The organism is Fulvimonas sp. R45 (genome assembly GCF_030504985.1).
Lineage (GTDB): Bacteria > Pseudomonadota > Gammaproteobacteria > Xanthomonadales > Rhodanobacteraceae > Rhodanobacter_A.
Genome location: NZ_JASERU010000003.1, coordinates 206,182 through 226,716, shown reverse-complemented (window position 1 = coordinate 226,716; position 20,535 = coordinate 206,182). Strand labels below are relative to the sequence as shown.

The 20,535-nt window shown below is 70.0% G+C and carries 22 protein-coding genes; 18 read left to right on the top strand and 4 right to left on the bottom strand.

All coding sequences use genetic code 11. The annotated features are described in order from the left end of the window. The first annotated feature begins 167 nt into the window (after window positions 1-167). From QMK61_RS04095 to folE2, 6 genes are all read left to right on the top strand, one after another. Complete coding sequence (locus tag QMK61_RS04095; RefSeq protein WP_302070603.1) at window positions 168-1,499, top strand: TRZ/ATZ family hydrolase; 1,332 nt, start codon at window positions 168-170, stop codon at window positions 1,497-1,499. A 139-nt stretch (window positions 1,500-1,638) separates the two neighbouring features. Then, a complete protein-coding gene (locus QMK61_RS04090; protein ID WP_302070601.1) occupies window positions 1,639-1,893 on the top strand; it encodes a YciI family protein in 255 nt (84 codons plus the stop codon). 11 nt (window positions 1,894-1,904) lie between these two features. Next, a complete protein-coding gene (ubiG, locus tag QMK61_RS04085; protein ID WP_302070598.1) occupies window positions 1,905-2,612 on the top strand; it encodes a bifunctional 2-polyprenyl-6-hydroxyphenol methylase/3-demethylubiquinol 3-O-methyltransferase UbiG in 708 nt (235 codons plus the stop codon). Beyond that, window positions 2,609-3,283, top strand: coding sequence for a phosphoglycolate phosphatase (gene gph / locus QMK61_RS04080; RefSeq protein ID WP_302070597.1), 675 nt, complete (start codon window positions 2,609-2,611; stop codon window positions 3,281-3,283). Before ubiG ends, gph begins: the two co-directional genes overlap by 4 nt. Beyond that, on the top strand, window positions 3,280-4,134 hold the full coding sequence (locus QMK61_RS04075; RefSeq protein WP_302070595.1) for a squalene/phytoene synthase family protein: 855 nt from the start codon (window positions 3,280-3,282) through the stop codon (window positions 4,132-4,134). Before gph ends, QMK61_RS04075 begins: the two co-directional genes overlap by 4 nt. 105 nt (window positions 4,135-4,239) lie before the next feature. Further along, entirely contained in the window at window positions 4,240-5,184 is a 945-nt protein-coding gene (gene folE2 / locus QMK61_RS04070) for a GTP cyclohydrolase FolE2 (protein WP_302070594.1), read from the top strand. 138 nt (window positions 5,185-5,322) lie between these two features. Here folE2 and yidD read toward each other — a convergent pair whose 3' ends face one another. Together yidD and QMK61_RS04060 are read right to left on the bottom strand one after the other, a co-directional pair. Continuing rightward, complete coding sequence (gene yidD / locus QMK61_RS04065; RefSeq protein ID WP_302070752.1) at window positions 5,323-5,580, bottom strand: membrane protein insertion efficiency factor YidD; 258 nt, start codon at window positions 5,578-5,580, stop codon at window positions 5,323-5,325. Between the two features lie 82 nt (window positions 5,581-5,662). Continuing rightward, window positions 5,663-6,310, bottom strand: a complete 648-nt coding sequence (locus QMK61_RS04060; RefSeq protein WP_302070593.1) for a hypothetical protein — start codon at window positions 6,308-6,310, stop codon at window positions 5,663-5,665. Between QMK61_RS04060 and dksA the strand changes: the two genes are divergently transcribed. Then, window positions 6,303-6,788 (top strand): RNA polymerase-binding protein DksA, encoded by a 486-nt coding sequence (gene dksA, locus QMK61_RS04055; protein WP_302070592.1) that lies wholly within the window; start codon window positions 6,303-6,305, stop codon window positions 6,786-6,788. The two genes, QMK61_RS04060 and dksA, sit on opposite strands and share 8 nt — an antisense overlap. Before the next feature lie 139 nt (window positions 6,789-6,927). Here dksA and QMK61_RS04050 read toward each other — a convergent pair whose 3' ends face one another. Together QMK61_RS04050 and cysS are read right to left on the bottom strand one after the other, a co-directional pair. Further along, the gene (locus QMK61_RS04050) at window positions 6,928-7,365 is read right to left on the bottom strand and encodes a SufE family protein (protein ID WP_302070591.1); all 438 of its coding nucleotides are present in this window, start codon (window positions 7,363-7,365) and stop codon (window positions 6,928-6,930) included. 216 nt (window positions 7,366-7,581) lie between these two features. Then, window positions 7,582-8,955 carry a cysteine--tRNA ligase gene (gene cysS / locus QMK61_RS04045; protein WP_302070590.1) on the bottom strand — a complete coding sequence of 458 codons (1,374 nt, stop codon included), beginning with the start codon at window positions 8,953-8,955 and terminating at the stop codon, window positions 7,582-7,584. 173 nt (window positions 8,956-9,128) lie between these two features. Between cysS and QMK61_RS04040 the strand changes: the two genes are divergently transcribed. The 11 genes from QMK61_RS04040 to argH all read left to right on the top strand — a co-directional run bounded on the left by QMK61_RS04040 (window position 9,129) and on the right by argH (window position 20,523). Continuing rightward, on the top strand, window positions 9,129-9,662 hold the full coding sequence (locus tag QMK61_RS04040) for a glycine zipper 2TM domain-containing protein (RefSeq protein WP_302070588.1): 534 nt from the start codon (window positions 9,129-9,131) through the stop codon (window positions 9,660-9,662). 379 nt (window positions 9,663-10,041) lie between these two features. Then, the gene (locus tag QMK61_RS04035) at window positions 10,042-11,049 is read left to right on the top strand and encodes an N-acetylornithine carbamoyltransferase (RefSeq protein ID WP_302070586.1); all 1,008 of its coding nucleotides are present in this window, start codon (window positions 10,042-10,044) and stop codon (window positions 11,047-11,049) included. A 7-nt stretch (window positions 11,050-11,056) separates the two neighbouring features. Continuing rightward, window positions 11,057-11,680: an FMN-binding negative transcriptional regulator gene (locus tag QMK61_RS04030; protein ID WP_302070584.1), complete on the top strand. Its 624-nt coding sequence runs from the start codon at window positions 11,057-11,059 to the stop codon at window positions 11,678-11,680. Then, window positions 11,677-12,150: an OsmC family protein gene (locus tag QMK61_RS04025; RefSeq protein WP_302070583.1), complete on the top strand. Its 474-nt coding sequence runs from the start codon at window positions 11,677-11,679 to the stop codon at window positions 12,148-12,150. Before QMK61_RS04030 ends, QMK61_RS04025 begins: the two co-directional genes overlap by 4 nt. A gap of 28 nt (window positions 12,151-12,178) precedes the next feature. Then, complete coding sequence (locus QMK61_RS04020; protein ID WP_302070581.1) at window positions 12,179-13,381, top strand: argininosuccinate synthase; 1,203 nt, start codon at window positions 12,179-12,181, stop codon at window positions 13,379-13,381. Between the two features lie 58 nt (window positions 13,382-13,439). After that, a complete protein-coding gene (locus QMK61_RS04015; RefSeq protein ID WP_345783611.1) occupies window positions 13,440-14,783 on the top strand; it encodes an acetylornithine deacetylase in 1,344 nt (447 codons plus the stop codon). 89 nt (window positions 14,784-14,872) lie between these two features. Continuing rightward, entirely contained in the window at window positions 14,873-16,216 is a 1,344-nt protein-coding gene (locus tag QMK61_RS04010; RefSeq protein ID WP_302070579.1) for an acetylglutamate kinase, read from the top strand. Then, complete coding sequence (locus QMK61_RS04005) at window positions 16,216-16,839, top strand: GNAT family protein (protein WP_302070750.1); 624 nt, start codon at window positions 16,216-16,218, stop codon at window positions 16,837-16,839. Before QMK61_RS04010 ends, QMK61_RS04005 begins: the two co-directional genes overlap by 1 nt. Next, a complete protein-coding gene (gene argC, locus QMK61_RS04000) occupies window positions 16,836-17,816 on the top strand; it encodes an N-acetyl-gamma-glutamyl-phosphate reductase (RefSeq protein ID WP_302070578.1) in 981 nt (326 codons plus the stop codon). The genes QMK61_RS04005 and argC overlap by 4 nt, the downstream gene beginning before the upstream one ends. Window positions 17,817-17,869: 53 nt before the next feature. Further along, a complete protein-coding gene (gene proS / locus QMK61_RS03995; RefSeq protein WP_302070577.1) occupies window positions 17,870-19,231 on the top strand; it encodes a proline--tRNA ligase in 1,362 nt (453 codons plus the stop codon). After that, window positions 19,228-20,523 (top strand): argininosuccinate lyase, encoded by a 1,296-nt coding sequence (argH, locus tag QMK61_RS03990; RefSeq protein WP_302070576.1) that lies wholly within the window; start codon window positions 19,228-19,230, stop codon window positions 20,521-20,523. The genes proS and argH overlap by 4 nt, the downstream gene beginning before the upstream one ends. The last annotated feature ends 12 nt before the right edge of the window (window positions 20,524-20,535 follow it).

The following is a 20,535-nucleotide window of genomic DNA, read 5'->3' as shown; positions in this document are numbered from 1 at the left end:
TCATCCCGGCGAAAGCCGGGATCCAGTGAAATGCTCACGCGTAGCGTTCGTTATCTGGTGTGCTACGCACGAGTACTTGACTGGATTCCGGCCTGCGCCGGAATGACGAGCCAAGGGGCGGCGCCGCAAGGTTGCCGCCCTTCGCTTATCCGCTTGATGGAGTTTTCATGAGCGACAACCAGCTCCAGTCCGTCGACCTCCTCATCGAAGCCCGCTGGGTCGTCCCGGTGCAGCCGCACGGCGTGGTGCTGGAAAACCATGCAGTGGCGGTGGATGCCGACCGCATCGTGGCCTTGCTCCCCATCGCCGAGGCGCGCGCCACCTACGCCCCGCGCGAGACCGTCAGCCTGCCCGGGCACGCCCTGATCCCCGGCCTGGTCAACGCCCACACCCACAACCCGATGACCCTGCTGCGCGGCCTGGCCGATGACCTGCCGCTGATGGTATGGCTGCAGCAGCACATCTGGCCGGCCGAGGCCAAGGTGATCGGCCCCGAGTTCGTGCGCGACGGGGTGGAACTGGCGGTGGCCGAGATGCTGCGCGGCGGCACCACCTGCGCCAACGAGAACTACTTCTTCCCCGACGCCATCGGCGCCACCTACCGCAAGCTGGGCTTCCGCGCGGTGGTGGGCCTGCCGGTGATCGAGTTCCCCACCGCCTGGGCGAAGTCGCAGGACGAATACTTCGAGCGCGCCAGCGAGGTGCACGACAGCTTCCGCGGCGACGCGCTGGTGTCCACCGCGTTCGCGCCGCACGCGCCGTACACGGTGTCCGACGAGAGTTTCGCGCGCATCCGCGTGCTGGCCGACCAGCTCGACATCCCGGTGCACCTGCACCTGCACGAGACCGCGCACGAGGTCGAGGAAGAACGGAAGAAGAGCGGCCTGCGCCCGTTCCAGCGGCTGCAGAAGCTGGGTCTGGTCAACGACCGCCTGATCGCGGTGCACATGACCCAGCTCACCGAGGGCGAGATCGCCGCCTGCGCCGAGGCCGGCGTGTCGGTGGTGCACTGCCCGGAATCCAACCTCAAGCTGGCCTCCGGCTTCTGCCCGGCGGAGAAGCTGCGCCAGGCCGGCGTCAACCTCGCCATCGGCACCGATGGCTGCGCCTCCAACAACGACCTGGACATGTTCGGCGAGCTGCGCACCGCCGCGCTGCTGGCCAAGGCGGTGGCACAGGACGCCGCCGCGTTCGATGCCGCCAGCGCGCTGCGCGCGGCCACGCTGGGCAGCGCCAGGGCGATGGGCCTGGACGCGAAGATCGGCTCGATCGAGGCGGGCAAGCAGGCCGACCTCGCCGCCGTGCGCCTGTCCGACCTGGAGACCCAGCCGCTGTACCACGTGGCCTCGCAGCTGGCCTACGCCACCGGCCGGCACCAGGTCAGCGACGTGTGGATCGCCGGTCGCCGCAAGCTGGCCGGCCGCGAACTGGTGGACATGGACGTGGATGCCATCCTGGCGCGCACCCGTGCGTGGCGCGAGCGCATCGCGGCGGGCTGAGTTGCTGCGCTTCGCCTTGGGCGCGAAGCGCAAAAAAGCGGCCATTCCTGGCCGCACTTCAGTTGAACCTTTGCGCTCATCCTTGAGCGCCAGGATCAAAAAGCGGCCATCCTTGCCGCACTTTCAATAGACTTCCGCCATGAACCGTTTTCTCGTGATCCTCGTGCGTCGCCCGCAGTTCGACCCGGCCGTGGTGCCGCTGCACCAGCAGTTCCTCGCCGGGCTGCGGGCGCAGGGCCGCAACGAGATGTCCGGCCCGTTCGGCGACAAGAGCGGCGGCGCCTACCTGCTGCGTGCCGTGTCGTTGGAGGAGGCGATGGAAATCGCCCATCGCGACCCGGCGCATGCCAGCGGCGGCTGGGACATCACGGTGCATGAATGGCTGGCGGGTTAGAGGACTCGAACATGACTGCTGCACCCAACGTCGACCATGACGAGATCGCCCGTTTCGGCAAGCTGGCCGCGCGCTGGTGGGACCCGGACGGCGAATCGCGCCCGCTGCACGACCTCAACCCCGTGCGCGCCGCCTACGTCGCCGCGCGGGTGGACCTGCGCGGCGCGAAGGTGGCCGACGTGGGCTGCGGCGGCGGGCTGCTCAGCGAGGCGCTGGCGCGCGCCGGCGCCCGCGTCACCGGCATCGACCTGGGACCGAAGGTGATCGAGATCGCGCGGCTGCACCTGCACGAGTCCGGCCTGGACGTGGACTACCGCGTGCAGTCCTCGGCCGGGCTGGCGCAGGCCGAGCCGGCCGCGTTCGACGCCGTGTGCTGCATGGAGTTGATCGAGCATGTGCCCGACCCGGCGGCGCTGGTGCGCGACCTGGCCGCGATGCTCAGGCCCGGCGGCCGGCTGTTCATGTCCACCCTCAACCGCACGCCGGTCGCGTTCGGCGCCGCCATCCTCGGTGCCGAGTACCTCACCCGCATGCTGCCGCGTGGCACCCACCACTACGAGCAGTTCCTCAGGCCCTCCGAACTGGCGCGCCTGATGCGCCGCGCCGGGCTGGAACCGGAGGACGTCTCGGGCCTCGGCTACAACCCGCTCACCCGCAAGTCCTGGCTGGGGCGCATCACCGCGGTGAACTACCTGGCCTGCGCAAGGAAGCCGGCATGAAGCCGTTGCCCGGCAATGTGCAGGCGGTGCTGTTCGACCTCGACGGCACCCTGCTCGACAGCGCCACCGACCTCCACGCCGCGCTGCGGATCTATTGCGACGAAGTGGGCGCCGCGGTGCCGCCCTACGCGACGGTGCGCGAGGTGGTGTCGCGCGGCAGTCGTGCGATCCTGCGCTGTGCCTTCGCCGAGGACGACGCGGCCCTGCTGCGGCGCATGCCGCGCTACCTCGAGATCTACGCCCGGATCATGGCGCAGCACACGCGACCGTTCGACGGCATCGCCCCGCTGCTGTCGGCGCTGGAGGCGCGCGAGCTGCGCTGGGGTATCGTCACCAACAAGCCCGGCTTCCTCACCGAGGAACTGATCAAGCGCATGGACTGGGACCTGCGCGCCAGCGCGGTGGTCTGCGGCGACACCCTGCCGGTGAAGAAGCCCGACCCCGCTCCGGTGCTGCTGGCCTGCGAACATGCGAAGGTCGAACCCGCGCGCTGCCTGTTCGTGGGCGACGACCGGCGCGACGTGGAGGCCGGCCGCGCCGCCGGCCTGTACACCGTGGCGGTGCGCTGGGGCTACCTGGACGGCGGTGATCCCGACGACTGGGGCGCCGACGCCGTGCTCGACCACCCGCGCCAGCTCGCCGCCATGCTGGGCCTGGCGGAGGCCGCGTGAGCGGCATCCCCGCCTCGCAGGGCGCGCTGCAGAGCTATGTCGACAAGTGGCTGGCGGTGCAGCCGCGGCAGCGCGTCGCGCTGGCCTTCGTCGATCCCGCGACGTACCCGGGCCACGTGGCGCTGGCCGCGCTGGAGCAGGAACTGCTGTCCGCCGCCTACGGCATCCGCGAGCCGCAGGTGGCGATGGGCAAGCTCAACTGGTGGGCGGAGGAGCTTTCCGGCGCCGCCGCCAGCGGCGGCCGCCATCCGCTGACCCAGGCGCTGTTCGCCGACGACCGGGCGCGCGCCGTGCCCGCCGAGCGCTGGCTGGCGCCCGTGCTGGCCGCGATGGCGCAGCTGGAGGAGGGCACCGCGGCGGATTTTCCCGCGCAACTGGCCGCGGCTGGGGCCCTGCACGGCGCGCTGGCCGCGCTGGAGACGGCGTGGTGGTTCGGCGTCGACGCCGGTGCCGGCCGCGCCGCCCGCGTTGCCGTGCTGTCCCACCTGCTGCACGCGCTGCGCCGGCTGCAGGACGACGCGGCGCGCGACCGCCTGCCGTTGCCGATGGCGCGGCTGGCGCGCTACGGCCTCAGCCGCGGCCAGCTCGGCCAGCGCAGCGAGGCGCGCGACGCGGCGATCCGCGCCCAACTGGACGACCTGCGCGGCGCGTGGCGCGATGCGGCCGCCTTGCCCGGCCCGCTCAGCGTGTTCCGCGCGCTGGAATCGGATGCCGGCGAACAGCTGGCGAAGCGCGCCGCGCGCGCGGACGACCCGCTGGCCGTGCTGCAGCAGGGCGAGCCCGGCGCTGGTTTCGGCGTGACCTGGGCCGCCTGGCGGCATGCCCGCCGCTGGCACCGCCTGGCCGGTTGAGCCCAGGCGCGACGCAGCGTTTCCGCCCCGCTTCTATTGAGCGCGGCCGATCTGCCCCAAAATGACGGGTCTGCGGCGCCACGCGCGCCGATTACGGGAATTGCCATGCACAGCCACGAAAACACCGCCCGCCTGATGCCCGACGTCGCCACCCAGGCGCAGCCGCATCTGCGCGGCGCGCTGGACTGGGTGGGCATGGACGGCATCGAGGTGCCGGTGCGCTTCGACGCCGGCGACGGCGAGGTGCAGCGCGCCAGCGCCCAGGTCGGCGCCTTCGTCAACCTGGTCCACCCCGACAGGCGCGGCATCCACATGTCGCGGCTGTACCTGCTGGTCGATCGCCATCTCGGCGCCGGCGGGCCGCTGGACGCCAAGGGGCTCGAAGCCCTGCTGCACGCCTTCCTCGAATCGCACCAGGGGTTGGCGGACCGCGCCCGCCTCAGCATCCGCTTCGACGCGCTGGTGCGCCGCGGCGCCCTGCGCAGCGGCCACAGCGGCTGGCGCAGCTATCCGGTCTCGATCGAGGCCAGCGCGGGACCGGACGGGTTCCGGCTGGAACTGGGCACCGAGGTGGTCTATTCGTCCACCTGTCCCGCCTCGGCCGCGCTGTCGCGGCAGTTGATCCAGGAGCAGTTCGCGCGGGACTTCGCCGCCGGCCGCCCGCTCGACCGTGCCGCCGTGCTGGCCTGGCTGGGCAGCGAGCAGGGCATCGTCGCCACCCCGCACGCCCAGCGCAGCGTGGCGCGGCTGCTGGTGCGCCTCAAGGACGGCGTGCCGTTCGACCTGATCGACACGCTCGACAGGGTGGAAAAGGCGCTGGGCACCCCGGTGCAGACCGCGGTGAAGCGCGAGGACGAACAGGCCTTCGCGCTGGCCAACGGCGGCAACCTGATGTTCTGCGAGGACGCCGCGCGCCGCATCCAGCAGGCGCTGGACGCCGACGAACGCCTGGCCGACTTCCACGTGCGCGTGGAGCACCAGGAAAGCCTGCATCCGCACGACGCGGTGGCCTACGCCAGCAAGGGCGTGCCGGGCGGCTTCGGCAGCTGACGATCTGCCGGGCAGGGCGGCCGCTTCGCCTCGATCCCGCGGTGCATGCCCCAGGCCCGGGCCCGCTTGCGACTGCCATGCCTGTCGTGGGGAGGTTCGCGCTGCACGCGGCTATCCCCTCTCCCCGCCGCGCGCTTCTCAATGCACGTGGCGCGAATCGCCGCGGCAACGGACGAAGCGGAAGTGCTCGGGCACCGGATCGGGGCCGCCGTCGCACAGTGGCTGGCAGCGCAGCAGCCGCCACGCGGCCAGCAGGCCGCCGCGCCACGGGCCGAAACGGGCGACGGCGATCCGTGCATAATCGGAGCAACTGGGGTGGAACCGGCAGCGCTGTCCCAGCAGCGGACTCAGCCAGCGCTTGTAGAAGCGGAGCAGCAGCAGTATCAATCGGGTCACGGCGTTCACGCTGCGGGCACCGGTTGTGGCATGTAGTGTTGCATGGGTCCGGAAGCGTGGTTGCCGGGGTGAAGTACATAGGCTATAACACCCGGCCGCCACGGCCAAAATGGTGAAGGGATATGGCGAAAACGACACGCAGCTCCACCGCCGCCAGGCCGCAGAAAGGGAAGTCCGCGACCAAGGCCAAAGATGCACGCGCCGGCAAGCCGAAGGCCGCCGCCAAGGCGGCGCGGCCGGTCGGAAAGACCGCCGTGAAGAAGGCCGCAGCCAGCCGCAAGGCGGCGCCGAAGAAGGCGGCCGTGCGCAAGGTCGCGGCGAAGAAGCCCGCGGCGAAGCCCGTCGCCCGCCCAGCCGCGAAGAAGGCCGCCCAGCCCGCGTCGCGCAAGCCCGTCGCCAAGACGGCGAAGCCGTCGGCCGTGAAGAAGCCGGCGGTGAAGAAACCGGTGGCGGCGGCCAGGCCGGCCGCCAAGCCCGTCGCCAGGAAGGCCGTCGCGCCGGCGAAGAAGCCGGTCGCCAAGCCGACGGTCAAGTCCGCCCCCAAGCCGGTGGCCAAGCCGGCAGCACCCGTGCGCAAGGCCGCGCCGCCCGCAACACCCAAGCCCGCCGCCGCGCCGCCCGCGAAGAGCGCCGCGCCGGTCACCGCCGTGGCGTCCCCGCGCGTGGCCACCGCCACCGCACGCCATGCCTCCACCACGAAGAAGAAGACCCTGCAGTCCTCGATGAACAATTCCGCAACTGTCCTCGACAACGGCGTCACCAAGGAAGACGGCCGCTACGCGCTGCCTTCCACCATCAATATCGACCTGCCCAAGGATTACCGTCCCTCATCCGACGAGGAGTACATGAATCCGCGGCAGCTCGCCTACTTCCGCAACAAGCTGCGCGAGTGGCGCGACCAGCTGGTGGAGGAATCCCGCCAGACGATGGAGAACCTTCGCGACGAGGTGCGCGACGTGGGCGACGAGGCCGAGCGCGCCACCCGCGAGACGGAGAACTCGCTGGAATTGCGCACCCGCGACCGCTACCGCAAGCTGATCTCCAAGATCGACAAGGCGCTGCGCCGGATCGAGGAAGGCCGTTACGGCTACTGCGAGGAGACCGACGAGGAGATCGGCGTCGAACGGCTCGAGGCGCGTCCGATCGCCACGCTGTCGCTGGACGCGCAGGAACGCCGCGAACACCTGCAGAAGCAGATGGGCGACTGAAGGCGGTTCCCTTGCTCCCCTGCGCGAGCGCCTGGACCAAACCGGCATCCAGGCCGGACTTTCACAAAAAGCCCCGCCTCGAGCGGGGCTTTTTGCGGGGATTGCAGCGAGAGGCGAAGCGTTGCGGCGTTTCTCCCGCTCACGCCTTGCCCGTTGCCGCCGCGGCATGGCCCTTCAACTTCGCCAGCATCGCCGCCAGCCCGTTCGAGCGGGTGGGCGAAAGGTGCCTGGCCAGGCCGATGGCCTGGATGAACTCCGGCTCGGTGGCGAGGATCTCCGCCGCCGGGCGGTCGGAGTACACGCGCAGCACGAGCGCGATCAGGCCGGAGACGATGGCCGAGTCGCTGGCCGCGTCGAAGTGCATGCGCGCGGCGTCGCCGCTGGGCACCAGCCATACCATCGACTGGCAGCCGTGCACACGGTGCTCCTCGGTCTTCCACGCGTCGGGAAAGGGCGGCAGCTTGCGGCCGAGGTCGATCAGGTACTGGTAGCGTTCGCTCCAGTCGCCGAAGAAGGCGAACTCGTCGGCGATGTCGTGCTGCGCCTGCGCGGCGCTGGCTGTGGCGATGTCGTTCATCAGGGCATTATCGCGCATGGAGCGTGACGGGGGCAGGCGAGGCGCCGCCGGATTTTCGCGTCATGCCATGCCTTGCGGCCCCTCCCCCCCTGTGTGCAGGGGAGGTCGGGCGCGAGGTCGGGTGACCCCTCTCCGGCGCCTCCCCTGCACGCAGGGGAGGGAAGCGGCACATGGCTTTGCCCCTCCCCCTGCGAGCAGGGGGAGGTCGGGAGGGGGTCAGCTTTTCTGCACGCTCCAGCGCGTGCCCTGGGCGCCGTCCTCGATCGCCACGCCCATCGCCGCCAGTTCGGCGCGAATGGCATCGGCGCGGGCGAAGTCGCGGGCGGCACGGGCGACCTGGCGTTGCTCGATCAGCGCCTCCACCCGCGCGGCGTCGACGTCGGCGTCGACGGCCTGCTTGAACCAGGCTTCCGCATCCTGTTGCAGCAGGCCGAGCAGGGCGCCGCCGCCGAGCAGGGCGGCCTTGGCCGCGGGCGTGCGCTGCTGCCGCGCGGCGTCGGCCAGCAGGGACAGCTCGGCCAGCGCCTGCGGGGTGTTGAGGTCGTCGCACAGCGCCGCCTCCACCCGTCCGGGCACGGGCAGGCCGGCGGCGTCCACGGGCACGTCGGCCAGCTCGCGCAGCACGCGGTACCAGCCGTCCAGCGTGCTCACCGATTGCGCGATGGCGGCGTCGGACCAGTCCAGCGGCTGGCGATAGTGGCCGCTCAGCAGGCGCAGGCGCAGCGCCTCCGGCGGGTGGCGCTTCAGCATTTCGTGCAGTTGCAGCACGTTGCCCAGCGACTTGGACATCTTGCGCCCGTCGAAGGTGAGCATGCCGTTGTGCAGCCACCAGCGCGCGAAGGTCCTGCCGCCGTGGGCGCAGGTGGACTGGGCGATCTCGTTCTCGTGGTGCGGGAACAGCAGGTCGTTGCCGCCGGCGTGGATGTCGATGGTCTCGCCGAGCTGCACGGCGCACATCGCCGAGCACTCGATGTGCCAGCCCGGGCGGCCGCGGCCCCAGGGGCTGTCCCAGCCGGGCAGCTCGGGCGTGGAGGGCTTCCACAGCACGAAGTCGCCGGGCGACTTCTTGTACGGCGCCACCTCGACGCGGGCGCCGGCGAGCAGCTCCTCGGGGTCGCGGCCGGACAGCTTGCCGTAATCGGGGAAGGAGCCCACGTCGAACAGCACGTGGCCTTCGGCGGCATAGGCGTGGCCCTTGGCGATCAGGGCCTGGTTCATCGCCACGATGGCGTCGATGTGCGCGGTGGCGTAGGGCTCGACGTCCGGCGGCGCGATGCCGAGCCGGGCCATGTCCTCGTGGTAGGCCGTGGCGTAGCGGCGGGTGATGACCTCGATCGGCACGCCCTCGGCCTGCGCGGCGGCGTTGATCTTGTCTTCCACGTCGGTGATGTTGCGGGCGTATACCACCTTCGGGTAGTGCCGCCGCAGCAGCCGGGCCAGCACGTCGAACACCACCGGGCCGCGCGCATTGCCGATGTGCACGTAGTTGTAGACCGTGGGCCCGCAGACGTACATCGTCACCCGGTCGGGATCGAGCGGCGCGAACGGTTCGGTGCGGCGGGTCAGGCTGTTGTAGAGCGAGATGGGCATCGGCGGGATTCGCTGCGATTGGGGGCCGGCGGGCAGGCCAGCCCGACATCTTAACAAGGGCGGGATGCAGGCGTCGTGGAACCATTCTAAGCGCCGATTCAGCGTGGGTTTGCTGCAATTCAGGCAGACGCGCACGGAAGCGTCCGACAATCCCCGTTTCCCTGGAGGTCGACATGACCCGTGTATGGCTTTCCGCGCTGGTGCTGGCCTTCGTCGCCACCGGCGCTTTCGCGCAGGACGCGCGCTATGCCGGCCAGGACGCCGGCGACAACGCGCACTACGGCTGGGCCAACGTGCTGCGGGTGGACCCGGTGTATGGCGTGACCCGCACCGATACGCCCAGCCAGCAGTGCTACGACCAGCCGGTGGTGCGCGAGGAGCGCGGCAACAGCACGGCCGGCACCCTGCTCGGCGCGGTGGTGGGCGGCGTGCTCGGCCACACCATCGGCAAGGGCGACGGCCGCACCGCCGCGACGGTGGCCGGCGCGGTGGCCGGCGGCGCGGTGGGCAACCGCGTGTCCGACCATGGTGGCAGCTACGAGACCACCCAGACCCGCTGTCGCCAGGTCAACACGGTGAGCGAGCAGCGTCGGATCATGGGCTACGACGTGGAATACCGCTATCGCGGCGAGGTCTACGTGTCGCGCCTGAGCTACGACCCCGGCGAGCGGCTGCGCGTGCGGGTCAGCGTGACTCCCGCCGACTGACGACGCGGCGCCGCCTCCGGGCGGCGCCTTCGTTTCCGTCCGCCGTGACGGCATGTTGCACGGCAGCGGATTTCAGGTCATGATGCGCCTTCAACCACCCGGACCATCCATGTCTTCAGCCGTCTATACCGCCACCGTCCTTACCAGCGCCCGCATGGCCGCTGGCATGACCTCGCGTGCGCGCCGACCGCTGGACGAACATCCGGCCGGGTAGGCTGTCGCGCGCTGCTGTATACGTATCGACGAAGAACCCGGCCCTCGCGCCGGGTTTTTTTGTTTCGGGGCTGCACTTCACGCGGGTCCATCCGCGAAAAGCAAAAACCGGCCATCCATGGCCGGACTACTCACCAAGAGCGATCTCATCAAGGCGATTCGACCCATGACCATCCGCCATTTCCTCACCACCCAGGACTGGAGCCGCGCCGAGATCGACGCGCTGCTGGAGCAGGCCGCGGCGTTCAAGCGTTCGCCGGCGGGCACGCAGCTGGCCGGCAAGTCGGTGGCGCTGCTGTTCTTCAACCCCTCGATGCGCACCCGCACCAGCTTCGAGCTGGGCACGTTCCAACTGGGCGGCCACGCGGTGGTGCTGGCGCCGGGCAAGGACGCGTGGCCGATCGAGTTCGAGGCGGGCACGGTGATGGACGGCGACACCGAGGAGCACATCGCCGAGGTGGCGCGCGTGCTGTCGCGCTACGTGGACCTGATCGCGGTGCGCGCCTTTCCGAAGTTCCAGGACTGGTCGGTGGACCGCCAGGACAAGGTCATCAAGGCCTTCGCGCAGTACGCCACGGTGCCGGTGATCAACATGGAGACGATCACCCATCCCTGCCAGGAGCTGGCCCACGCGCTGGCGTTACGCGAGCACCTGGGCGACCTCACGAAGAAGAAGTACGTGCTCACCTGGACCTACCACCCCAAGCCGCTCAACACCGCGGTGGCCAACTCCGCGCTGCTGATCGCGACCAAGATGGGCATGGACGTGACCCTGCTGTGCCCCACGCCCGACTACGTGCTGGACGAGCGCTACATGGCGTTCGGCCGGCAGAACGCCGAGCAGAACGGCGGCTCGCTCAAGGTCAGCCACGACATCGAGGAAGCCTACTCGGGCGCCGACGTGGTCTACGCCAAGAGCTGGGGCGCGCTGCCGTACTTCGGCCGATGGGAACAGGAAAAGCCGATCCGCGACGCGCACAAGCACTTCATCGTGGACGAGGCCAAGATGGCGCTGACCAATAACGGCCTGTTCAGCCACTGCCTGCCGCTGCGCCGCAACGTCAAGGCCACCGATGCGGTGATGGACGCGCCGTACTGCATCGCCATCGACGAGGCCGAGAACCGCCTGCACGTGCAGAAGGCGGTGATGGCCGCGCTGGCCGGGCAGGGTTGAACCGCCCATGTTCACGCCGAAGCACTTTGCCGAGACGCGCACAGAGATCCTGCACGGGTTGATCCGCGACTATCCGTTCGCCACCGTGGTGGCGAACGCGGCGGACGGCCTCATCGCCAACCACCTGCCGTTCGAGCGGGTGGGCAACGTGCTGCACGGCCACGTGGCGCGCGGCAACGAACTGGCCCGGCTGGATGGGGCCGAGGTGCTGGTGGTCTTCCGTGGCCCGGACGGCTACGTCAGCCCGAACTGGTATCCGACCAAGCAGGAGACGCACCGCGAGGCGCCCACCTGGAACTACGCGGTGGCGCACGTGCACGGCCGGCTGAAGGTGGTCGAGGATGCGACCTGGCTGCGCGCGCTGCTGGAACGCCTCACCGGCCACCACGAAGCCACTGAGCCGCAGCCCTGGCACGTCGGTGACGCGCCCGCGGATTACGTCGAAAAGATGCTGCGCGCCATCGTCGGCCTGGCAATCACCGTCGAGCGCATCGAAGGCAAGTACAAGCTCAGCCAGAACCATCCGGAGCGCAACCGCCTCGGCGTGATCGCCGGCCTGCGCCGCCGCGGCGGCGATGGCGACGCGGCACTGGCCGCGCTGATGGCCCGGCAAGAGGAGTCGAACACGTGAGCCACCCACACCGTTACCGCGTCGACGTGGCATGGACCGGCAACCGCGGCAGCGGCACCGACGGCTACCGCAACTACAGCCGCAACCACGTGATCCGCATCCCCGGCAAGCCGGATCTCGCCGGTTCGTCCGACCCCACCTTCCGCGGCGACGCCACCCGGCACAACCCGGAAGACATGCTGGTGGCGGCGCTGTCCACCTGCCACATGCTGTCCTACCTGCACATGGCCACCGTGGCCGGCGTGGTGGTCGTGGCCTACGACGACAGCGCCGAAGGCACGATGGTCACCGAGGGCAATGGCGGCCGTTTCACCGAGGTCGTGCTGCGCCCGGTGGTCACCATCCGCGCCGACAGCGATCCCGACCAGGCGCTGGCCGCGCACGAGGATGCGCACCATGCCTGCTTCATCGCCAATTCCGTGAACTTCCCGGTGCGCTGCGAGCCGCGCATCGTCGTTTCCTCCGACTGACCTCTTCCCCGACCAGGATTCGCAAGCCATGAGCAAAGACATCGTCCTCGCCTTCTCCGGCGGCCTCGACACCAGCTTCTGCGTGCCCTACCTCAGGGAACGCGGCTGGGCGGTGCACACCGTGTTCGCCGACACCGGCGGCGTGGATGCCGAGGAGCGCACCTTCATCGAGCACCGTGCGAAGGAGCTGGGCGTGGCCAGCCACGTCACCGTGGACGGCGGCCCGGCGATCTGGAGCGGCTTCGTGAAGCCCTTCGTGTGGGCGGGCGAGGGCTACCAGGGCCAGTACCCGCTCTTGGTGTCCGACCGCTACCTGATCGTGGAAGCCGCGCTGAAGCGCGCCGCCGAACTGGGCACGCGCGCCATCGCGCACGGCTGCACCGGCATGGGCAACGACCAGGTGCGCTTCGACCTCGCGGTGAAGTCGCTGGGCGACTACGAGATCGTGGCGCCGATCCGCGAGATCCAGAAGGAGCACACCCAGACGCGCGCCTACGAGCAGCAGTTCCTGGAGGAGCGCGGCTTCGGCGTGCGCGCCAAGCAGCAGGCCTACACCATCAACGAGAACCTGCTGGGCGTCACCATGTCCGGCGGCGAGATCGACAAGTGGCAGGCGCCGGGCGAGGGCGCGCGCGCATGGTGCAAGCCGCGCGCCGAATGGCCGTCCAAGCCGCTGCAGGTGAAGATCGGCTTCGTAAACGGCGAAGCCGTGTCGCTGGATGGCGAGAAGCTCGCCGGCCACACGCTGTTGGCGAAGCTCAACGCGCTGTTCGCGCCCTACGGCGTGGGCCGCGGCCTCTATACCGGCGACACCACCATCGGCCTCAAGGGCCGCATCATCTTCGAGGCGCCGGGCCTGATCTCGCTGCTCACCGCGCACCGCGCGCTGGAAGAGGCGGTGCTCAGCAAGCAGCAGAACCGCTTCAAGCCCGAAGTGGCGCGCAAGTGGGTGGAGGTGGTGTACGAGGGTTTCTTCCACGACCCGCTGAAGGCCGACCTGGAAGCCTTCCTTGCCTCCAGCCAGTCCACCGTCAACGGCGAAATCGTGCTGGAGACGAACGGCGGCACGGTCAACGCCGTGGCCGTCGAGTCGAAGCACATCCTCAACGCCAAGGGCGCCACCTACGCGCAGTCGGCCGACTGGGGCGTGGCGGAGGCGGAGGGCTTCATCAAGCTGTTCGGCATGAGCAGCACGCTGTGGGCCGAGGTCAACCGGAGCGGCAAGGCATGAACGCTTCGCTCTGCTCCCCTCGCCCTGCGGGCGAGGGGCCGGGGGCGAGGGTCCGGTCATGCCGCCGCGCTTCGCTCCGCCCGAACCCTCGCCCTCCTTCGACCGGCGCAGGACAGGCCGAGTCCTCTCCCGCAGGGCGAGGGGCTTCGCATCCCGGAGTCGCGCGATGAGTGCATTGCTCGATGCCACGCTGGAGCACCTGAAGGCGCTGGTCGGTTTCGACACGCGCAACCCGCCGCGCGCGATCGGCACTGGCGGCATCTTCGACTACATCCGTGCGCACTTGCCCGGCTTCGACGTCACGGTGACCGACCACGGCGCCGGCGCGGTAAGCCTGCACGCGGTGCGCGGCCGGCCGAAGCTGCTGTTCAACGTGCACCTGGACACCGTGCCGGACTCGCCGGCGTGGAGCGCCGACCCGCATACGCTCCGCGTGACGGAAGACCGTGTGATCGGCCTCGGTGCCTGCGACATCAAGGGTGCGGCCGCGGCGCTGCTGGCGGTGGCGAACGCCAGCGACGGCGACATGGCGCTGCTGTTCACCACCGACGAGGAAGCCAACGATGCGCGCTGCATCGCCGGGTTCCTCCACGCCTTTCCCCCTCTCCCTCCGGGAGAGGGTCGGGGTGAGGGTGCGGGCGGAGCCGTGTCTTCCGCTTCGGCCGAACCCTCACCCCCAACCCCTCTCCCGAAGGGAGAGGGGAGATATGAAGCGGTGATCGTGGCCGAGCCGACCAGGGGCGAGGCGGTGCTGGCCCATCGCGGCATCCAGTCGGTATTGATGCGCTTCGCCGGCCACGCCGGCCACGCCTCGGGCGAGCAGAAGCCCGGCGACAGCGCGCTGCATCAGGCGGTGCGCTGGGGCGACGCGGCGCTGGATTTCGTGGCGGCGCAGGCGCACGAGCGCTTCGGCGGGCTCACCGGCCTGCGCTTCAACATCGGCCGCATCGAGGGTGGCATCAAGGCGAACATGATCGCGCCCAGCGCCGAGCTGCGCTTCGGCATGCGGCCGTTGCCCACGATGCATCCCGACGGCCTGCTGGAGCGCTTCCGCACGCTCGCCGAACCTGCACCCGTGCATTTCGAGGAGACCTTCCGCGGCCCCTCGCTGCCGGCGGGCGACACCGCCACGGCCGAGGCGCGCCGGCTGGCCGCGCGCGACCTCGCCGACGAACTGGACATCCCCGTGGGCAACGCGGTGGATTTCTGGACCGAAGCCTCGCTGTTCTCCGCCGCCGGCTACATCGCCTTCGTCTACGGCCCCGGCGACATCGCGCAGGCACATACCGCCGACGAGTGGGTGGCGCTCGACCAGCTCCAGCACTACGCCGAGGTGGTCTTTCGTCTTATTGAGAAGTGCGGCCATGGAAGGCCGCTTTCCGATTCTTGCGTTAAAGGATGAGTGCCAACTTGAAAAGTGCGGCCATGGATGGCCGCTTTTTGACTCTCGCGTTCAAGGACGAACGCAAAGGAAAAACCGCACAGGAAAACATGACCGTGCAAGCCCATACCCACACCCGCAAGACCATCGTGCGCCTGCTCTCGGCGATGGGCAGCGCGAAGGAAATCCAGCAGTACCTCAAGCGCTTCTCCGAACTGGACGCAAAGCGCTTCGCTGTGGTGAAGGTGGGCGGCGCGGTGCTGCGCGACGAGCTGCAGGACCTCGCCTCCTCGCTCACCTTCCTGCAGCAGGTGGGTCTCACGCCCATCGTGCTGCACGGCGCTGGCCCGCAGCTCGACGAGGAGCTGTCCGCCGCCGGCATCGGGAAGCAGACGGTGAACGGCCTGCGCGTCACCTCGCCGAAGGCGCTGGGCATCGTGCGCCGCGTGTTCCAGCAGCAGAACCTGAAGCTGGTCGAGGCGCTGCAGGCGATGGACACGCGCGCCACCTCGGTGGCCTCCGGCGTGTTCATGGCCGGCTACCTCGACCGCGACGCGCTGGGCATGGTCGGCAAGGTGGAGAGCATCAACCTCGCGCCGATCGAGGCCGGCCTGCGCGCCAACTCGATCCCGGTGATCGCCAGCCTGGGCGAGACCGACGAGGGGCAGATCCTCAACATCAACGCCGACGTCGCCGCCAACGAGCTGGTGCGCGTGCTGCAGCCGTACAAGATCGTGTTCCTCACCGGCACCGGCGGCCTGCTCGACGGCGAGGGCAGGGTGATCGACTCGATCAACCTCAGCACCGAGTACGAGCACCTGATGGCGCAGCCGTGGATCAACGGCGGCATGCGGTTGAAGATCGAGCAGATCGCCGACCTGCTGAACAGCCTGCCGCTCACCTCGTCGGTGTCGATCACGCGCCCGGCCGAACTGGCCAAGGAGCTGTTCACCCACAAGGGCTCCGGCACCCTGGTGCGGCGTGGCGAGAAGGTGCTGCGCTTCGAGTCGTGGCAGGGCGTGGACCTCGCGCGCATGCGCACGCTGGTCGAATCCAGCTTCGGCCGCGCCCTGGTGCCCGACTACTTCGAGCGCACCCGGCCGTACCGCGTCTACGTGAGCGAGAACTACCGCGCCGCGATGATCCTCACCGAGGAACATGTCGATGACGAGCAGGGACTGCCGTACCTCGACAAGTTCGCCGTGCTCGATGACGCCCAGGGCGAAGGCCTGGGCCGCGCGGTGTGGCAGGTGATGCGCGAGGAGAACCCGCGGCTGTTCTGGCGCTCGCGCCACAACAACCAGGTCAACATCTTCTACTACGCCGAATCCGAGGGCTGCCTGAAGCAGGAGAAGTGGAAGGTGTTCTGGTACGGCCTGGACGGCAACTTCGACACCATCGCCCGCTGCGTGGCGCACTGCGCCCAGCGCCAACCCACCCTGGTGGACCCATGATGACCGATATCGACCTGCCGCCCGCCTGGCGCGAGACGCCCGTGCTGGCGGGACGCCACGTTTCCCTGGTGCCGCTGGAGGCGGCGCACCTCGACGGGCTGCGCAAGGCCCGCGACCACGCCGGCCTGGACGGCTTGTGGTTCACCAACACGCCGTCGGTGGAGAGCATGCCCTCCTACCTGGCTGCCGCGCTACAGGCGCGCGACGAAGGCAAGGTGCTGCCGTTCGCCGTGCTGGACGCGCACGGCGACGTGGTGGGCACCACGCGTTTCTACGGCCTGGAGCCGTCGGTGCCGCGGATCAGCATCGGCTACACCTGGTACGCGCCGCGCGTGCAGCGCACCGGCGCCAACACCGAGGCGAAGCTGCTGCTGCTCGGCCACGCCTTCGAGACGCTGGGCTGCATCTGCGTGAACCTGGAGACCAGCACGCTCAACGCGCGCTCGCGCGCCGCCATCGAGCGGCTGGGCGCGAAGCAGGACGGCATCCTCCGCCACCACAAGCGCCACGCCGACGGCAGCCCGCGCGACACGGTGATGTATTCGATCATCGACGGCGAGTGGCCCGAGGTGAAACACAACCTGCAGACCAAGCTGCAGCAGCACGGGAATGCACCGGCATGAACACGAAAACCATCGGCATCGTCGGCGCTCGCGGCCATACCGGCACGGAGCTGATCCGCCTGATCGCGGCCCATCCGGCGCTGGAACTGGCCTTCGTCTCCTCGCGCGAGCTGGACGGCCAGCGCGTCAGCGCGCACAGCGACGCCTACACGGGCGAGCTGCGCTACGAGAGCCTCGACCCCGCCGCGGTGGCGGGCAAGCGCGCCGACGTGGTGATCCTGGCGCTGCCCAACGGCAAGGCCGCGCCCTACGTGGAGGCCATCGACGCAGCCGCGCCAGACACGCTCGTCGTCGACCTCTCCGCCGACTACCGCTTCGACAAGGCCTGGTACTACGGCCTGCCGGAACTCACCCGTGGCAAATGGCGCGGCGACGGTACCTATCAAAGCCGGCGCATCAGCAACCCCGGCTGCTACGCCACCGCGATAGAACTTTCCATCGCGCCGCTGAAGGACCTGCTGGCCGCGCCGCCGGTGTGCTTCGGCGTCTCCGGCTATTCCGGCGCGGGCACCACGCCCTCGGACAAGAACGACCCGGAAAAGCTGCGCGACAACCTGATGCCGTATTCGCTCACCGGCCACACGCACGAGAAGGAGGCCAGCTTCCAGCTCGGCCTGCCGGTGGAGTTCATGCCGCACGTGGCGCCGCACTTCCGCGGCCTCACCGTCACCACCAACCTGTACCTGGCGCGGCCGGTGAAGCGCGAGGACGTGCTGGCGCGCTTCCACCACGCCTACGACGCCGAGCCGCTGGTGCAGGTGCTGGACGAGGCGCCGTGGGTGAGCCGCATCGCGCACAAGCACCACGCCGAGATCGGCGGCTTCGCGCTGTCGGCCGACGGCAAGCGCGTGGTGGTGGTGGCCACGCTGGACAACCTGCTCAAGGGCGCCGCCACCCAGGCGATGCAGAACGTCAACCGCGCGCTCGGCCAACCCGAGCTGGCCGGCATCCCGCAGGGCGACGACGCACGACCGTGAGGCGGCCCTGCGCCGCTTCCGCCGTCGTTCCCGTCCTTGCCCGGAGTTCCGCCATGCGCCTGTCGCACTACCTCCTGCCCACCCTCAAGGAAAACCCCGCCGAGGCGCAGATCGCCTCGCACCGGCTGATGCTGCGCGCTGGCCTGATCCGCCAGGAGGCCGCCGGCATCTACGCCTGGCTGCCGCTGGGCCTGCGCGTGCTGCGCAACATCGAGCGCATCGTGCGCGAGGAGATGGACCGCGCCGGCGCGGTCGAGCTGCTGATGCCCACGCTGCAGCTGGCCGAGCTGTGGCGCGAGAGTGGCCGCTACGACGCCTACGGCCCGGAGATGCTGCGCATCCGCGACCGCCACGAGCGCGAGCTGCTGTACGGGCCGACCAACGAGGAGATGGTCACGGAGATCTTCCGCGGCTACGTGCACTCGTACCGCAGCCTGCCGCTGACCCTGTACCAGGTGCAGTGGAAATTCCGCGACGAGCAACGGCCGCGCTTCGGCGTGATGCGCGGCCGCGAGTTCCTGATGAAGGACGCCTACTCGTTCGACCTCGACGAGGCGTCCGCGCGGCGTTCCTACCAGCGCATGTTCGTCGCCTACCTGCGCATGTTCGCGCGGATGGGCCTGCGCGCGATCCCGATGCGCGCCGAGACCGGTCCGATCGGCGGCGACCTGTCGCACGAATTCATCGTGCTGGCGCAGACCGGCGAGTCGGCGGTGTTCTGCGACGACGCGCTGCTGCAACTGCCGGTGCCGGGCGAGGACGTGGACTACGCGGGCGACCTGTCGCCACTGATCGCGCAGTGGACGGCACCCTACGCGGCGACCGAGGACGTGCACGACGCCGCGCGCTTCGAGCGCGAGGTGTCGGCCGAACGGCGCGTGCTGGCGCGCGGCATCGAGGTGGGCCAGATCTTCTACTACGGCACCAAGTACTCGCTGCCGATGAAGGCCACGGTGACCGGCCCGGACGGCGTCGAGCGGCCGGTCCATGGCGGTTGCTACGGCGTGGGCGTGTCGCGCCTGCTGGGCGCGATCATCGAGGCCTGCCACGACGACCAGGGCATTGCCTGGCCCGAGGCGGTGGCGCCGTACCGGGTGGGGCTGGTCAACCTCAAGGCCGGCGACGCGCGTACCGACGCCACCTGCGCGATGCTGGAGGCGCGCCTGGCGCAGGCCGGCATCGAGGCGCTGCATGACGACACCGACGAACGCCCCGGCGCCAAGTTCGCGCGGATGGACCTGATCGGGCTGCCCTGGCAGTTGATCGTGGGACCGCGCGGGCTGGACGCCGGCACCGTCGAACTGAAGCACCGCGCCAGCGGCGAGCGCCGCGAACTCACCATCGATGCTGCGCTGCAGGCGCTGATCGCTGGACAAGCTTTCGACACGAACCGGACAGGCAGGCAAACACCATGAGCGATCTTCTGTGGCAGAAGGCGGGCGTCGCGACCAACGAGCGCATCATGCGCTTCCTGGCCGGCGACGACGTCATCCTCGACCGCGAGTTCTTCCTGCACGACATCGCCGCCAGCAAGGCGCACGTGGAAGGCCTCGCGAACATCGGCGTGGTCGGCGCGGACGAGGCCGCCGCGCTGAAGCGCGAGCTGGACGTGCTGGCGGAGGATTTCAGGAGCGGCGCCTTCGTGCTGGACGAGCGCTACGAGGACGGCCACTCCGCCATCGAGGCGCGCCTTACGGAGCGCCTGGGCGACGCCGGCCGCCGCGTGCACACCGGGCGCAGCCGCAACGACCAGATCCTGGTCGCCACGCGGCTGTGGCTGAAGGAAAAGCTCGAAGCGCTGGAAACGCATTGCCGCGCCATCGCCGAGGTCTGCCTGCAGCGCGCCGCGCAGCCGGCGATTCCGCTGCCGGGCTACACCCACCTGCAGCGCGCCGTGGTGTCGTCCACCGGCATGTGGTTCGCGGGCTTCGCCGAAGGCTTCATCGACAACGTCCTCCGCGCCCGCGGCACGCGCGAGCTGATCGACGCCAACCCGCTCGGCACCGCCGCCGGCTACGGCGTGAACCTGCCGCTGGACCGGGCGCACACCACCGCCACGCTCGGCTTCGCGCGCATGCAGGTCTCGCCCATCTACGCCCAGCTCTCGCGCGGCAAGTACGAGATGGCGGTGCTGGAGGCGATCGGCGCGGCGATGCTGGACCTGCGCCGGCTGGCCTGGGACCTGTCGCTGTTCACCACCGCCGAGTTCGGCTTCGTGTCGCTGCCGCCGGAGTACACCACCGGCAGCTCGATCATGCCGAACAAGCGCAACCCGGACGTGGTGGAACTGCTGCGCGCCAGCTATGCCAGCGTGGCGGCCGCGCGCACCGAGATCGAGCAGTTGCTGTCGTTGCCCTCGGGCTACCAGCGCGACCTGCAGTTCTCCAAGGGCTCGATCTTCCACGGCGTGCGCCACGGCTTGATGGCGCTGGAACTGGTGCCGGACCTGCTGGCGCGGCTGCAATGGAACGAGGCGGCGATGCGCGCCGCGGTCGAGCCGGCGATGTACGCCACCGACGTGGCGATCGAGCAGGCCGCCGCCGGCGTGCCGTTCCGCGACGCCTACCGCGCCGCCGCCGAGGCGGCCGCCTCGGCGGGCGCGGGGCGCACGCCCGAGGGCAGCCTGGCGCAGCGCGTGTCGCCCGGCGCGGGCGACGATCTTCGCCTGGGCGAATTGCGTGCTAGGCTTGGACGTCTGGACGTCTAAACGGAGAACTCC